The sequence below is a fragment of the Streptomyces sp. NPDC051555 genome, from assembly GCF_044454405.1.
GTDB lineage: Bacteria > Actinomycetota > Actinomycetes > Streptomycetales > Streptomycetaceae > Streptomyces.
In genome coordinates this window covers 33845-48790 of the sequence record NZ_JBITDP010000023.1, presented here as the reverse complement: position 1 = coordinate 48790, position 14946 = coordinate 33845, and the positions used below count along the sequence as shown (strand labels likewise).

11 protein-coding genes are annotated in these 14946 nt (G+C 71.0%); 5 read left to right on the top strand and 6 right to left on the bottom strand.

Going from position 1 to position 14946, the window contains the following annotated elements; translation table 11 throughout:
* Position 1: 1 nt before the first annotated feature.
* Positions 2-1513, bottom strand: coding sequence for a bifunctional folylpolyglutamate synthase/dihydrofolate synthase (locus tag ACIBEA_RS34290; RefSeq protein WP_399267100.1), 1512 nt, complete (start codon positions 1511-1513; stop codon positions 2-4).
* A 117-nt stretch (positions 1514-1630) separates the two neighbouring features.
* On the opposite strand from ACIBEA_RS34290, the gene ACIBEA_RS34285 reads away from it, so the two are divergent.
* Positions 1631-2677, top strand: a complete 1047-nt coding sequence (locus tag ACIBEA_RS34285; protein WP_399267099.1) for a rod shape-determining protein — start codon at positions 1631-1633, stop codon at positions 2675-2677.
* A gap of 34 nt (positions 2678-2711) precedes the next feature.
* Here ACIBEA_RS34285 and ACIBEA_RS34280 read toward each other — a convergent pair whose 3' ends face one another.
* Complete coding sequence (locus tag ACIBEA_RS34280) at positions 2712-3860, bottom strand: sensor histidine kinase (RefSeq protein ID WP_399267098.1); 1149 nt, start codon at positions 3858-3860, stop codon at positions 2712-2714.
* Between the two features lie 140 nt (positions 3861-4000).
* On the opposite strand from ACIBEA_RS34280, the gene ACIBEA_RS34275 reads away from it, so the two are divergent.
* Complete coding sequence (locus tag ACIBEA_RS34275) at positions 4001-4567, top strand: vitamin K epoxide reductase family protein (RefSeq protein ID WP_399267097.1); 567 nt, start codon at positions 4001-4003, stop codon at positions 4565-4567.
* Between the two features lie 76 nt (positions 4568-4643).
* Complete coding sequence (locus tag ACIBEA_RS34270; protein ID WP_399267096.1) at positions 4644-7271, top strand: YfhO family protein; 2628 nt, start codon at positions 4644-4646, stop codon at positions 7269-7271.
* A gap of 81 nt (positions 7272-7352) precedes the next feature.
* Here the strand turns inward: ACIBEA_RS34270 and ACIBEA_RS34265 are convergent, their stop codons facing one another.
* Positions 7353-9974 carry a valine--tRNA ligase gene (locus ACIBEA_RS34265; RefSeq protein ID WP_399267095.1) on the bottom strand — a complete coding sequence of 874 codons (2622 nt, stop codon included), beginning with the start codon at positions 9972-9974 and terminating at the stop codon, positions 7353-7355.
* A gap of 96 nt (positions 9975-10070) precedes the next feature.
* On the opposite strand from ACIBEA_RS34265, the gene ACIBEA_RS34260 reads away from it, so the two are divergent.
* Both ACIBEA_RS34260 and ACIBEA_RS34255 read left to right on the top strand, forming a co-directional pair.
* Entirely contained in the window at positions 10071-10832 is a 762-nt protein-coding gene (locus ACIBEA_RS34260; protein ID WP_399267094.1) for a hypothetical protein, read from the top strand.
* A 91-nt stretch (positions 10833-10923) separates the two neighbouring features.
* Positions 10924-11922, top strand: coding sequence for a hypothetical protein (locus ACIBEA_RS34255; RefSeq protein ID WP_399267093.1), 999 nt, complete (start codon positions 10924-10926; stop codon positions 11920-11922).
* 64 nt (positions 11923-11986) lie between these two features.
* Here the strand turns inward: ACIBEA_RS34255 and clpX are convergent, their stop codons facing one another.
* The 3 genes from clpX to ACIBEA_RS34240 all read right to left on the bottom strand — a co-directional run bounded on the left by clpX (position 11987) and on the right by ACIBEA_RS34240 (position 14793).
* Positions 11987-13273, bottom strand: coding sequence for an ATP-dependent Clp protease ATP-binding subunit ClpX (gene clpX / locus ACIBEA_RS34250; RefSeq protein ID WP_399267092.1), 1287 nt, complete (start codon positions 13271-13273; stop codon positions 11987-11989).
* 151 nt (positions 13274-13424) lie between these two features.
* Complete coding sequence (locus tag ACIBEA_RS34245; protein ID WP_399267091.1) at positions 13425-14099, bottom strand: ATP-dependent Clp protease proteolytic subunit; 675 nt, start codon at positions 14097-14099, stop codon at positions 13425-13427.
* 76 nt (positions 14100-14175) lie between these two features.
* The gene (locus ACIBEA_RS34240; protein ID WP_030649990.1) at positions 14176-14793 is read right to left on the bottom strand and encodes an ATP-dependent Clp protease proteolytic subunit; all 618 of its coding nucleotides are present in this window, start codon (positions 14791-14793) and stop codon (positions 14176-14178) included.
* Positions 14794-14946: the final 153 nt, after the last annotated feature.

Here is a 14946-nt window from a genome sequence, read left to right as displayed (position 1 = left end):
CTCAGCCCCTCTTGAACAGCAGGCGTGCCTCGCCCACCGTGATGACGGAGCCGGTCACCAGGACCCCGGCCCCTCCGAATTCGGCCTCTTCCTCCGCCAGGGTGATGGCCGCCTCCAGCGCATCGTCCAAACGGGGCTCCACCTGCACCCGCTCGGCGCCGAAGACCTCCACGGCGACGGCGGCCAGCTCGTCCGCGCCCATCGCCCGGTGGCTGGTGTTCTCGGTGATCACGACCTCGGCGAAGATCGGCTCGAAGGCCTCCAGGACCCCCCTGACGTCCTTGCCCTCGCTCGCGGCGACCACGCCGATGAGCCGGCTGAAGCCGAAGGACTCGGTGACCGCCGCGGCCGTGGCCAGGGCGCCCGCCGGGTTGTGCGCGGCGTCCAGCACCACCGTGGGGCTGCGCCGGACGACCTCCATCCGGCCCGGGGAGGACACGGAGGCGAAGGCCTTGCGCACGGTGTCCACGTCCAGCGGACGCGCGTGCTCGGCGCCGATCCCGAAGAACGCCTCGACGGCCGCCAGGGCCACCGCCGCGTTGTGGGCCATGTGGGCGCCGTACAGCGGCAGGAAGATGCCCTCGTACTCGCCGCCCAGCCCGCGCAGGGTCAGGTGCTGACCGCCGACCGCGACCTCGCGGGCGACCACGCCGAACTCCATGCCCTCGCGGGCCACGGTCGCGTCCACCTCCACGGCCTTCTTCAGCAGCACCTGCGCGGCGTCCACCGGCTGCTGCGCGAGGATCACGGCGGCGCCCTGCTTGATGATCCCGCCCTTCTCCTGCGCGATCTCGCCGGGAGTGGAGCCGAGCCGGTCCGTGTGGTCCAGGCTGATCGGGGTGATCACCGCGACCGAGCCGTCGATCACGTTGGTGGCGTCCCAGCTGCCGCCCATGCCGACCTCGATCACGGCCGCGTCGACGGGGGAGTCCGCGAAGGCCGCGTAGGCCATCCCGGTGAGCACCTCGAAGAAGGACAGCCGGTACTCCTCGGCCGCGTCGACCATCTCCACGTACGGCTTGACGTCGTGGTAGGTCTCCACGAACCGCTCGTGGCTGATCGGCAGCCCGTCGAGGCTGATCCGCTCGGTGATCGACTGCACGTGCGGGCTGGTGTAGCGCCCGGTGCGCAGCTCGAAGGCGACCAGCAGCGCCTCGATCATGCGGGCCGTGCTGGTCTTGCCGTTGGTGCCGGTGACATGGATGGAGGGGTACGCGCGCTGCGGCGACCCCAGGACGTCCATCAGCGCCTCGATGCGCGTGACGGACGGCTCCAGCTTGGTCTCCCCCCAGCGGCCGGCGAGCTCCTGCTCCACCTCGCGCAGGGCCCGCTCCACCTCCGGGTCCTCGGGGCGGGAGGGGGCCTGGTCGCCCTGCGGCGCACCGCCATGGGCGCGCAGGGTGCGGCTGCCGGCCTCGATCACCGCCAGGTCGGGGTCGCGGTCGGTCTCTTCGGCCACGATCTGGTCGAACTCGTCGGGCCGGTCGTCGCTCTCAGGCTGCTGCTCACTCACGGGCCCCAGTCTACGGACGGGGAGCGGAAGGACTTTCGGCCCGGGCGTTTCGGGACCTTGGGCGCAAAGGGCGACCAGATCGTTATGCGAGTCTTGCGGCAGGAGATTGGGGAACAAATGCCGCAGGCCAGCAGCAATAAGACAGGATCCAGCCGCGACATAGGAATAGACCTGGGGACCGCGAACACCCTCGTCTACGCACGGGGGCACGGCATCGTGCTCAATGAGCCGTCCGTGGTGGCGGTCCGGGCGGGGACCACGGCGGCTGTGGCCGTGGGTACGGAAGCCAAGGAGACCATCGGCCGCACCCCCGGCTCCATCACCGCGATCCGCCCGCTCCAGGGCGGCGTGATCTGCGATTACGAGGCCGCGGAGGAGATGATCCGGCACTTCGTGCGCAAGGCCGTGCCGGGCCGCAGGCCGCGCACGCGCATGGTGGTCTGCGTGCCGTCCGGGGTCACCCCGGTCGAGCGGCGGGCCATCGTCCACGCCTCGACCCGGGCGGGTGCCAAGGCCGTCCACCTGATCGAGGAACCGATGGCGGCGGCGATCGGCGCCGGACTGCCGGTCTCGGAGCCGCGCGGCTCGATGGTGGTGGACATCGGCGGGGGCACCACCGAGGTCGCCGTGATCTCCCTGGGCGGGATCGTCACCTCGCAGTCGCTGCGGGTCGGCGGGGACCGGCTCGACGCGGCGATCATCGACTACGTGCGCAAGGAGCACTCGCTGCTCATCGGCGAGCGGACCGCCGAGGACGTCAAGTGCGCCATCGGCTCCGCCTGGCCCGTCCCGGGCCGCCCGGAGCTGGAGGAGCGCACCTTCACCGTGCGCGGCCGCGAGAAGGTCGCGGGGATGCCCAAGACCCTGGAACTGACGGCCTACGACGTCCGCTCGGCCCTCGACGAGCCGGTCGAGGCGATCATCGCGGCCGTGCGCACCACCCTGGAGGAGTGCCCGCCGGAACTGTCCGGTGACGTGATGGAGTACGGGATCGTGCTCACCGGCGGCGGCGCACTGCTGCCGGGGCTGGAGCTGCGCCTCGCCTCGGCGACCGGCATCCCGGTCTTCGTCGCGGAGAACCCGCTGGACTGCGTGGCCCTGGGCTCCGGCAAGTGCGTGGAGAACATGGACACGCTCAACTCGCTGCTGTCCCCGGCGAAGTAGCGGCGCCGGGTCGACCGCCCCCGCGCGGGTGCGGTCAGCCGCGCGGCAGGGTGGCCACGACGAGGTAGGTGTCGTCCGTGCGCGTCGTGGTCAGGGTGCCGCCCAGGCTGCGGACGCGCTCGGCCATGCTCGCCGTGCCCGAGCCGGCCGAGACGGGGGCGCGCACCGGGCCGCGCACCGGCAGGCCGTTGCCGACCGCGATCCGCAGCTGCGGGCCGTCGACCCCGATGGACACCTCGATCGTCTCGCCGCGCGCGTGCTTGGCGGCGTTCGTCAGGCACTCCTGGACCACCCGGTACACGGCGGCCTGGCGCAGCGGCGAGAGGGAGCGCGCCTGCGGGTCCATGACGAGCCGGACGGGTGATCCGGCCCGGCCGCTCTCGTCGGCGAGCCCGGGCAGCCCGTCCACGCCCGGGGTGGAGGCCCGCTCGCCGCGCTGCACGATGATCTCGTTGAGCACGAGGTGGGCCCGGCGCGCGGTGTCGGCCAGCTCCTCGAAGTCCTTGGCGTACGCGGACTCGCGCGTGCGCATCGAGAGCACCTCGGAGCGCACCGTCAGCAGGGTCAGCTCGCGCCCGACGAAGTCGTGCACGTCCCGCGCGACCGAGCGGCGCTCCTGCTCCACGGCCTGGTAGACGGCCGCCTCGCCGCGCCGGACGGCCAGCTCGCTCACCAGGTCGTGCCGGTAGGCGGCGATGCCGACGGCGGCGGCCAGCACGCCGATGGGGATGACCAGGCTGAGGAAGCCGCTCAGGGTGTCCGCCCGCTCCTCGGGCCACCCGGGCAGGTTGAAGAGGGCGAAGGCGAAGAGGACGTACCCGGCGGTGGCGAGGATCCCGGCCCGCCGGCCGCGGTAGCGACCGACCGAGTAGAGCGCGAACTGGATCAGGGTCAGTTCGTGCAGCCAGCCGATGAAGAGCAGCGCGGTGAGGTAGGCGAGCCACGGCGCCCGGCGCCGCACCAACAAGGTGGCGGCCCCCAGGGTGAGCACCACGGCGGCCTGCGGGGCGTTGAGCGAGTTGTCCTCGGAGGCCAGTCCCGGCAGGTCGAGCGCCATCAGGGCGAGGCAGCCGAGGGAGGTGAGGACGTCGAGCGCCCGGGGCGACCCGGCCCAGCTCTCGGGGAGTCGCCGGCCCGTGGCCAGGACCCATTGGAGCGCCGAGGCGACGGGCTTGACGTGCATGCCCTCCATCATCCGTGCTCGGCGAGGACGATCGAATCTTCCGGGCGCCCGGAAAAGGTGATATGCCACACTCCGTCTGGATGCGGATCAGGGCCGGACGGCCCTGCCCCGGCCCGGCCCGGCTTCGTAACCTCGAAAAGATGACCCCCGAGTACTCGGTCGGCGCCCGGCGGCGCGGCCTCCCCCTCCTGATGCTGCTCGGCGGCGTGATCGGCACGCTCTCCTCCTGCGTGCTGACCTACGACCGCATCCGCACCCTGGAAGACCCGCTCTTCAGCCCCGGCTGCAACATGAACGCGGTCCTGAGCTGCGGCGATGTGATGACCACCTGGCAGGGCAACCTGCTGGGCTTCCCCAACATGATCCTGGGCATCGCGGGCTTCGCGGCGCTGGCCGCGCTGGGCCTGGCGCTGTTCGCCGGGGCGGTCTTCCCGCGCTGGCTGTGGCGGGGGGTGTGGGTCGGGGTCGCGGCGGGCTTCGTCTTCACGGTGTGGCTGATCGGCCAGTGCCTGTTCGTGATCGGCGCGCTGTGCCCCTGGTGCATGGTCGTGTGGGCGGTCATGATCCCGCTCTTCTGGTACGTCAGCCGGCACCTCGCCCGGCCCGGGTCCCCGCTGCGGATCCTGCCGCACTGGCTCGTCCCGACGTTCCTCTACCTCCTGGTGCTGGCGCTCATCCTGTCCGTATTCGGTGTTCGAATCTTCTGACTCTTTACCTAGGATCGTTTCCCTGCGGCCCTCCGGCCCGGCAGCACGCCCGACCCGACCCGAGGCCCGCATTCCGATGAGTCACGTCCCGACCAGCCCTGCCCCCGTCCTGCCCCGCGCCACGGGCGGCCGGTACAGACCCGACGCACCCGGCGCGCGCGGCGGACCCGGCACGCCCGCGCGCCGGCGCCGCCCCGGCGCCCTCGCCGCCCTGGTCTCCGCCCTCATGTCCATGACGGCGTACTGCGCGGGCCTCGCCGCCCACGGCACCTACCCCTTCGGCCCGTCCCCGCGCGCCGACAACGACCTGCGCCACCAGTACGTGCCCTTCCACACCCACCTGTGGGACCTCCAGCACGGCGCGGCGTCCGGCGACCTCCTCTACAACTGGCAGAGCGGCTACGGCGTCGGCTTCCTCGGCGACTTCTTCACCTACCTGGCCAACCCCTTCTCCTGGCTCGTCGGGCTCTTCCCCCGCGACCAGAGCGAATTCCCCGTCTTCCTGGTCAGCCTGTTCAGCATGGGCCTGGCCGCCGCCGCCATGACCGTCTTCCTCGGCCGACTGCGCCCCGGCTCGCCCTGGCTGCGCGCCCTGATATCCGTCGGCTACGCCCTCTGCGGCTGGAACCTGGCCGAGGGAGCCATCGTCCCCATGTGGATGTGGGGCCTGGTCGCGCTCCCGCTGCTCGGGATAGCCGCCGACTGGTGCCTGACCGGCCGCCGCCGGGTCCTCGGCAGCCTCCTCGTCGCCCTGTGCTGGTACGCGAACTTCTACACCGCCGCCATGGCCACCCTGGCCGCCGCGCTCGTGCTGCTGCTGCGCCTGGCGACCGCCGACACGGCCCGCCACGGGAGCGGCACCCGGCTCCGGGTCCTGTGGCGGGCCGCCACCATGACCGCCACCGGCATGCTGCTCGCCGCCCCCGCCATCGTGGTGTGCGCCCTGGCCAACGCCCAGGCCCAGCCCACCGACAAGTACGTCGTCAGCGTGGCCACCCCCGCCCTCGGCTACCTGGCGATGTTCCTGCCCGGCAGCATCGCGAGCCCCTCGGCGCCCAACGTGTTCACCGGCTCCCTCGTCCTCCTGCTGGTCCTCGCGCTGCCCTTCCAGTCCCGGGTCCCGGTGCGCGAGCGGATCGCCTGGACGGCGCTGATCGTCCTCACCGCGCTCTCCTTCGTGTACACGCCCACCGCGAAGCTCTGGCAGGGCCTCGCCCTCCCGCACGGCGCCCCCTTCCGCGAGTCCTTCGTCCTCAGCGGCTTCCTGGCCATGGCCGCCTGGGTCTGCCTGGCCCGGATGCCCCGGCCGCGGGCCCTGCTCGGCGGGGCAGCGCTGCTCTCCCTCCTGCTCGCCCTGACCTACGACGCCCAGCCCGTCGGGGGCCACGCGCTGACCGGCAGCCTCGTGGGCGGGGCCGCCGTCACCGGCCTGCTGCTGCTCTACGCGCGCGGGCGCCGGCGCCGGGCCCGCGGCGCCGTCGTCGCCCTGCTCGCCGTCACCGTCCTCGCGGGGGGCGCGTACTCCGTCTACGGGCTCACCGACCTCCTCGACCCCACCAAGCGCGGCCCCGCCCGCGCCCAGACCATGACGGAGCTCGGGCTGGGCGTCCGTCGGGCGCTCGCCCCGCACGAGGACTGGCCCGCCACGCGCACGGACCCCGGGCCCGGGGTCTTCGTCACCAACAACGACGCGATGCTGCTCGGCACCGGGGGCGGCTCGTACTACAGCAGCTACATCACCGAGGAGACCGCCGACGCGCTGGCCGGGCTCGGCCTCGGCGAGGCCATGGGCGGCCGCCACCTGTGGCCCGTCCGGGACCCCGTCCTCCAGGCCCTCCTCGGCATCGGCACCACCGTCGACGTCATCGACACCGACGGGGCCCGGGCCCGCGGCACGACCGCGCTGCCACTGGTCGCCGTACGGCCGCCGGGCAGCGACCGGGCGTACGGCGCCCCCGCGGACTCGGTGTGGGCCCGGCGCCAGGCCGCGCTGGGCGCGCGGGTGTACGAGGTGCCCGCGCTCAGCGCCCAGGACCCGCGGCGCGGCCTGCGGCTGAGCCCGGACGCGGACCCGAACGCGACGGCCGCGGACGCCCAGGCCGTTCCCGCCGGGAACACCTTCACCGCGCGGTGCACGCCCGGAGCGCGCGCCTTCCTCTACGCGCCCGCGCTGCGCGCCGACGTCGCGGCGGCCGGCGGTGCCTCCGAAGGCTTCTACGGCGACCCGCCGCAGCGGCTGGCGCCGCTGAAGGAGCTGGGCACCGTCCCGGCCGACGGCCGCTTCGCCTTCACCGTCCGCACCGGCGAGGACGGCCAGTCGCTCCCGGCCGACGCGCTCGGCTGTCTGGACGTCCCGGCCTTCGAACAGGCCGTGCGGACCCTGCGGGAGACCGGCGGCGCAGCCGTCGAGACCGGCGGGCACTCCCTGACCGCCCGCCTCCCCAAGGGCTCCACGGGCACCGCCGTGGTCGCCACCACCGCTCCCCCGGGCTGGAGCTGCTCGGTCGACGGCGGCCCGGACCGGCCGCCGGTGTCCTACCAGGGGCTGCTCGGCGTACCGCTCGGGAAGGGCGGCGCGGACCGGATCGACTGTGCCTACACGCCCCCGGGCCTGTCGGCCGGCCTCGCCGGGACCGGCGCCGGCGCGCTGGCGCTCCTCGGCATGGCCGTCGCCGCGCGGCTGCGCGGACGCCGGAGCAGGTAGCCACCGGCATGGGTAGGAGGCACGTCGAAGGCCCCGCACCGTGAACCATCCACGGTGCGGGGCCTTCGTCGTATCGAGTGACTAGCCCTGCGGGAGCGAGTCCAGCTGCGCCTGGATCCGGGCGATGTCCGCCCCGGCCTTGGCGAGGCGGCCCTTGATCTTGTCCACGACGTTGTCGGGGGCCTTGGCGATGAACGCCTCGTTCCCGAGCTTCGCCTCCGCCTGCTGCTTCTCCTTCTCGGCGGCGCCGAGGTCCTTGGTCAGGCGCTTGCGCTCGGCGGCCACGTCGATGGTGCCCGACAGGTCGAGCGAGACGCTGGCGCCCGCGACCGGGAGGGTCGCGGTGGCGCTGAAGGCGTCGCCCTCCGGCTGGAGGCGCAGCAGCTGCCGGATGGCGGCCTCGTGCGCGGCCAGCGGCGTACCGGCCAGGTCCAGGCGGGCCGGGACCTTCTGACCGTCCTGCAGCCCCTGCTCCTTGCGGAAGCGGCGGACCTCGGTGACCACGGCCTGGACGCTGCCGATCTCGGCCTCGGCGGCCTCGTCGCGGAAGCCGCTGTCGTTCGGCCACTCCGCGATGACCAGGGACTCGCGCCCGGTCAGCGTGGTCCACAGCGTCTCGGTGACGAAGGGGACCACCGGGTGCAGCAGCCGCAGCATGACGTCGATGACCTCGCCCAGCACCCGGCTGGAGACCTTGGCCTGCTCGCCGCCCGCGAAGAACGTGGTCTTCGACAGCTCGACGTACCAGTCGAAGACCTCGTCCCACGCGAAGTGGTAGAGGGCCTCGCTGAGCTTCGCGAACTGGAAGTCGTCGTAGTACGCGTCGACCTGCGCGACCGTCTTGTTCAGGCGGGACAGGATCCAGCGGTCGGTCGCCGACATCTGCTCGACCGGCGGCAGCTCGCCCTCGATCGTCGCGCCGTTCATCAGCGCGAAGCGCGTGGCGTTCCAGATCTTGTTGGCGAACTTGCTGGACGCCTGGACCCAGTCCTCGCCGATCGGGACGTCCGTGCCGGGGTTGGCGCCCTTGGCCAGGGTGAAGCGGACGGCGTCGGAGCCGTACTTGTCCATCCAGTCCAGCGGGTCGACGACGTTGCCGAAGGACTTCGACATCTTCTTGCCCCGCTCGTCACGGACCAGCCCGGTCAGCGCGATCGTCTTGAAGGGGGCCACGCCGTCCATGGCGTACAGGCCGAACATCATCATCCGGGCGACCCAGAAGAAGATGATGTCGTGGCCCGTGAGCAGCACGTCGGTCGAGTAGAACTTCTTCAGGTCCGGGGTCTGCTCCGGCCAGCCGAGCGTGGAGAACGGCCACAGGCCGGACGAGAACCAGGTGTCGAGGACGTCGGTGTCCTGCGTCCAACCCTCGCCGGTGGGCGCCTCGTCGTCCGGTCCGACGCAGACGACCTCGCCCTCGGGGCCGTACCAGACCGGGATGCGGTGGCCCCACCACAGCTGGCGCGAGATGCACCAGTCGTTGAGGTTGTCGACCCAGTCGAAGTAGCGCTTCGACATCTCCTCCGGGTGGATCGCGACCCGGCCGTCACGGACCGCGTCACCGGCCGCCTTGGCGAGCGTCTCGACCTTGACCCACCACTGGAGCGACAGGCGCGGCTCGATCGTGGTGCGGCAGCGCGAGCAGTGGCCCACGGAGTGCTGGTACGGACGCTTCTCGGCGACGATCCGACCCTGCTCGCGCAGGGCGCCGACGACCGCGGAACGGGCCTCGAAGCGGTCCAGGCCCAGGAAGGGGCCGTGGACCGTGATGACACCGCGCTCGTCCATGATCGTCATGGACTCCAGGCCGTGCCGCTGGCCGATGGCGAAGTCGTTCGGGTCGTGCGCGGGGGTCACCTTGACGCAGCCGGTGCCGAACTCGGGGTCGACGTGGGTGTCGGCGACGATCGGGATGGTCCGGTCCGTCAGCGGCAGCTTGATCCGGGTGCCGATGAGGTGCTGGTAGCGCTCGTCGTCGGGGTGGACGGCGACGGCGGTGTCACCGAGCATCGTCTCGGCGCGCGTGGTCGCGACGACGAGGGTGTTCTCGCCCTCGCCGTACATGATCGAGACGAGCTCGCCCGCGTCGTCCTGGTACTCCACCTCGATGTCGGAGATGGCCGTCAGGCAGCGGGGGCACCAGTTGATGATGCGCTCGGCGCGGTAGATCAGCTCATCGTCGTAGAGCTTCTTGAAGATCGTCTGGACGGCCTTGGAGAGGCCCTCGTCCATGGTGAAGCGCTCACGGCTCCAGTCGACGCCGTCGCCGAGCCGGCGCATCTGGCCGAGGATCTTGCCGCCGTACTCTTCCTTCCACTGCCAGACGCGCTCGACGAAGTCCTCGCGGCCCAGGTCGTGGCGGGACTTGCCCTCCTCGGCGAGCTGCTGCTCGACCTTGTTCTGGGTCGCGATGCCGGCGTGGTCCATGCCGGGCAGCCACAGCGACTCGTAGCCCTGCATGCGCTTGCGGCGGGTGAGGGCGTCCATCAGCGTGTGCTGGAAGGCGTGGCCCAGGTGCAGGGAGCCGGTGACGTTGGGCGGCGGGATGACGATGGTGTAGCCGGGCTTGTCGCTCGCGGCGTCGGCCGTGAAGTACCCACGCTCTACCCAGCGCTCATAGAGCTTCCCCTCCACCTCGGCCGGTGCGTACGCGGTCGGCAGTTCGGAGTTGGGGCTGCTGGGTGTCTGCGCGTTCTCGGTCACGGGCACAGGATACGGGCGGTCCCCACCCCGTTACGAATCGATACCGCATCCCGACATCGGTTGACCTGCCCATGGCAGGTCGGCATCACTGAGCGGATGAACGAGAACGATCAGCAGCCGACGCAGCCCCCCGTACCGGCTCCGCCCGCCCCGTTCGCGCCGCCCACTCCGTACTCCGCTCCCGCCCCGTACGCGCCGTCACCGCCGCTGCCGCCGTCGAAGGCGAAGCGCACCCTGTGGATCGTCGCGGCAGTACTCGTGACGGCCGCGAGCGTGCTGGGCGGGCGAGCGGCCATGAACGCGCTACTGGACCCGGACGAGCCGAAGGCGGCGAGCACGCCCGGGCCGCGGCAATCGCAGCCTGCCGCGGCGGCCCCCGCACCGGCCGACGCCGGCCGCTACCGCCTGGCGCCGCCCGCTTCCTTCCAGGGCCTGACGCTCCAGGACTCCGGCCCGCGGGTCGACGCCATCAAGCAGGGGCAGGGCCCGGCGAAGCCCGGCACGAAGCCCGTGGCCGTCGTGTACGCGGACGGTGAGGGCACGGCGCAGCTCGTCGTCAGCGGGACCGAGGGCCGGTTCGCCGACGAGGACCCGGGCGCGGCGGTGGACACGGGCCTGCGGGCCATGGGCATCCCGGACGGGCAGGTCACGACGCACGAGGCCGGCACGCCGGCGGGCGGCGCCATGCGCTGCGGCACCCTCCCGATCCAGGGCAGCTCTCTCTCGCTGTGCATGTGGGCCGACCACAGCACGCTCGTGACGGTCACCGTGCCCATCGAGAACAAGCCGGTGACGCTCGACGCGCTCGCGGCTCGGGCGAAGGCGCTGCGGGAGGCGATGGAGGTCCCCGCGTCGTAGTTCGGTAACTGCCGGGCCCCCGGGGCACGGTTACGCACGTCCTTCCGACAGGATGTGAGCAACATAAGTAGTTCCTAAGGGGGACGCGGGTATGAGTTACAACCAGCCAGGTCCGTACGGCGGCCAGCAGCCGCAGCAGCCGGGACCGTACGGGGGCCAGCCGGGCCCGTACGGCCAGCAGCCGCCGCAGCAGCCCGGGTACGGCTACCCGCAGCAGCAGCCCGGTTACCAGCAGCCGGGCTACCCCCAGCAGCCCCCGCCCCCGCCGGCGGCGCCCGCCCCCGGCTACGGCTACCCCCAGCAGCCGGGCGTCCCCCCGCAGGGCTACCAGCAGCCGCAGCAGCCCGGTGGCTACCAGCAGCCGGGCTACCCGCAGCCCGGGTACCAGCAGCAGCCCCCGAAGAAGTCCAAGACGGGCGTGATCGTCCTCTCGGTGATCCTCGCGATCGCGGTCATCGGCGGCGCGGGCTGGTACTTCACGAAGGGCGGCGGCGGCTCCAGCAGTACCGTGGCCGCGGACACCAAGGGCTACAAGCTGGTGGCACCGGACACGGTCGGCGAGTTCAAGAAGGATCCGAACTACTCGCAGAAGGAGTTCACCGCCAAGGACAAGCAGGAGGCGGAGGCCGCCGGCGTCAAGAACCCCACTCAGGTGGGCATGACGTACCAGGCGGGCGACCCGAAGAACCCCCTGCTGGCCAAGGGCCTCAACTTCCAGGGCGTCTACGGCGAGATCGCCGACCCCGAGAAGGCGGTGGACGGCTACTTCGCCATGGCCAAGCTGAACTCCGCCAAGGACGCGAAGACCACCGAGGTCGAACTCGTGGGCAGCCCCAAGACGATGACCCCGGCCGGCTCCAAGGGCGCCGTGATGAAGTGCCAGGAAGCCAAGTTCACGTCGAAGACCGCGGTCGCCAAGGGGCCCCAGGCGGCCACGATCCCGATCTGCATCTGGGGCGACTACAGCACCCTGAGCATGGTCAGCGCGACGGACCTGGCGTCCATGCTCGCCAGCAAGCCGGGCTACACCCTGGAGCAGGCCGCCGACCTCGCCGCGAAGCTGTACAGCACGGCCCGCGTCAAGTCCTGAACGCACGCGAAGGGGCGCCCCGGATGATCCGGGGCGCCCCTTCGCGCGTTGCGTGCGGCGGGTGTTACGCCGACTTCTCCTGCGGGCCCTGGTCCTTCGGGATGATCCGCGGGACCAGCGTGGGGTTCACGTTGGAGCGGACGACCTCGGAGGTGACGACGACGCGGGCCACGTCCTTGCGGGACGGGACCTCGTACATCACCGACATCAGGACCTCTTCCATGATGGCGCGCAGGCCGCGCGCGCCGGTCTGGCGGAGGATCGCCTGGTCCGCGATGGCTTCGAGCGCCTCGCGCTCGAAGTCCAGCTCGACACCATCGAGTTCGAACAGCCGTTGGTACTGCTTCACCAGGGCGTTACGCGGCTCGATCAGGATCTGCAGCAGGGCCTCGCGGTCCAGGTTGTGCACCGAGGTGATGACGGGGAGGCGGCCGATGAACTCGGGGATCATCCCGAACTTCACCAGGTCCTCCGGCATGACCTCGTGGAACTGGTCGCTGGCCTCGATCTCGCGCTTCGAGCGGATCGTCGCCCCGAAGCCGATGCCCTTGGCACCGGCGCGCGACTCGATGATCTTCTCCAGGCCGGAGAAGGCTCCGCCCACGATGAAGAGCACGTTCGTCGTGTCGATCTGGATGAACTCCTGGTGCGGGTGCTTCCGGCCGCCCTGCGGCGGGACGGAGGCGGTCGTGCCTTCCAGGATCTTCAGCAGGGCCTGCTGGACGCCCTCGCCCGACACGTCGCGCGTGATCGACGGGTTCTCGCTCTTGCGAGCCACCTTGTCGATCTCGTCGATGTAGATGATCCCGGTCTCGGCCTTCTTGACGTCGTAGTCAGCGGCCTGGATCAGCTTGAGCAGGATGTTCTCGACGTCCTCGCCGACGTACCCGGCCTCCGTCAGTGCCGTCGCGTCGGCGATGGCGAACGGAACGTTGAGCATGCGCGCGAGCGTCTGGGCCAGCAGCGTCTTGCCGGAACCCGTGGGTCCCAGCAGGAGGATGTTGGACTTCGCGAGTTCGATCGCGTCGTCCCGGCCCTGCGCGCCGCCGTTCTCGCCGGCCTGGACGCGCTTGTAGTGGTTGTACACCGCGACGGAGAGCGCCTTCTTCGCCGGCTCCTGGCCGACGACGTAGCCCTCCAGGAACTCGTAGATCTCGCGAGGCTTGGGGAGTTCCTCCCACCTGACCTCGGAGGTCTCGGCCAGTTCCTCTTCGATGATCTCGTTGCAGAGGTCGATGCACTCGTCGCAGATGTACACACCGGGACCTGCGATGAGCTTCTTCACCTGCTTCTGGCTCTTTCCGCAGAACGAGCACTTGAGCAGGTCGCCACCATCACCGATGCGTGCCACGAGGTGCTTCCCCTTCGCCTGGGAGACGCTTGGTTCAGCGCTCCTGGTGCCTCTATCCGACGGTACCTTGCCAAGTGCCCCCTGCGGGGCCCCCTTGACGTGGTTCACATCGCCTTCTGCGACGATCGCCCACGCCAAGGGGCGGCAAGGATCAGACCGCGTTGCTCTTGCGGGTGGAGACGATCTGGTCGATCAGGCCGTACGCCAGGGCGTCCTCGGCCGTCAGGATCTTGTCGCGCTCGATGTCCTCGCGGATCTTCTCAAGCGGCGTGGTGGAGTGCTTGGCCAGCATGGTCTCCAGCTGGTCGCGCATCCGCAGGATCTCGCGGGCCGCGATCTCCAGGTCGGAGAGCTGCTCGCGGCCGGTGCCGCCGGACGGCTGGTGGATCAGCACGCGGGCGTTCGGCAGCGCCATGCGCTTGCCGGGGGTACCGGCGGCCAGCAGGACGGCGGCGGCGGAGGCCGCCTGGCCCATGCAGACCGTCTGGATGTCCGGCTTCACGAACTGCATCGTGTCGTAGATCGCCGTCAGCGCGGTGAAGGAGCCACCGGGGCTGTTGATGTAGATGGAGATGTCGCGGTCCGGGTCCATCGACTCCAGGCACAGCAGCTGCGCCATGACGTCGTTGGCGGAGGCGTCGTCGATCTGCACGCCGAGGAAGATCACGCGCTCCTCGAAGAGCTTCGCGTACGGGTCGTACTCGCGCACGCCCTGCGAGGTGCGCTCGACGAAGCGCGGGATGACGTAGCGGTTGTCCACCTGCGGACCGGTGTGGAGGCCGCTCGCGGGAGAGAGGTTGTTCATGTACATCGGGGGTTTCACCATCCTGGTGGCGTTCTACGGCTGTCGGCTGGGTGCGTGCGGTCGCCGCCGGGGTCCGGGACCCCGGCGCTGCCCGGGATCAGGCCCCGGTGCCACCGCCACCCGGAACGTTGGACGCGGCCGAGATGATCTCGTCGATCAGGCCGTACTCCTTGGCCTCCTCGGACGTGAACCAACGGTCGCGGTCGCCGTCGCGAATGATCGCTTCGACCGTCTGGCCCGAGTGGAACGCGGTGATCTCGGCCATGCGCTGCTTGGTGCGCAGCAGGTACTGGGCCTGGATCTTGATGTCCGAGGCGGTGCCACCGATGCCCGCGGAACCCTGGTGCATCAGGATGTCGGTGTTCGGCAGGGCGAAACGCTTGCCCTTGGCGCCGCCGGTGAGCAGGAACTGGCCCATCGAGGCCGCCATGCCCATGCCGATGGTGACGACGTCGTTCGGGATGTACTGCATGGTGTCGTAGACGGCCATGCCGGCCGTCACCGAGCCACCGGGGCTGTTGATGTACAGGTAGATGTCCTTCTCCGGCTCGGCGGCCAGGAGCAGGAGCTGCGCCGTGATCTTGTTGGCGATGTCGTCGTCGACCTGCTGGCCGAGGAAGATGATGCGCTCGCCGAGCAGCCGGTTGTAGACATGGTCGCCGAGGCCGCCACCGATGGACGGCTCACCCGCGGCGTAAGGCTTCAGATTCGTCACGTATCCACCTGCTCGTCTCCGACGGCTCACGTGCCGTCTCAGCGTCTCTTTCAGGGGCCACGGCTCGGCCGATGCGGACCTGTCCGCCGGCGTCCGGGTACTCCCGCAACCCTCGTATTCATGGACCCTAACGCGCAGGTCGGACAACGCCAT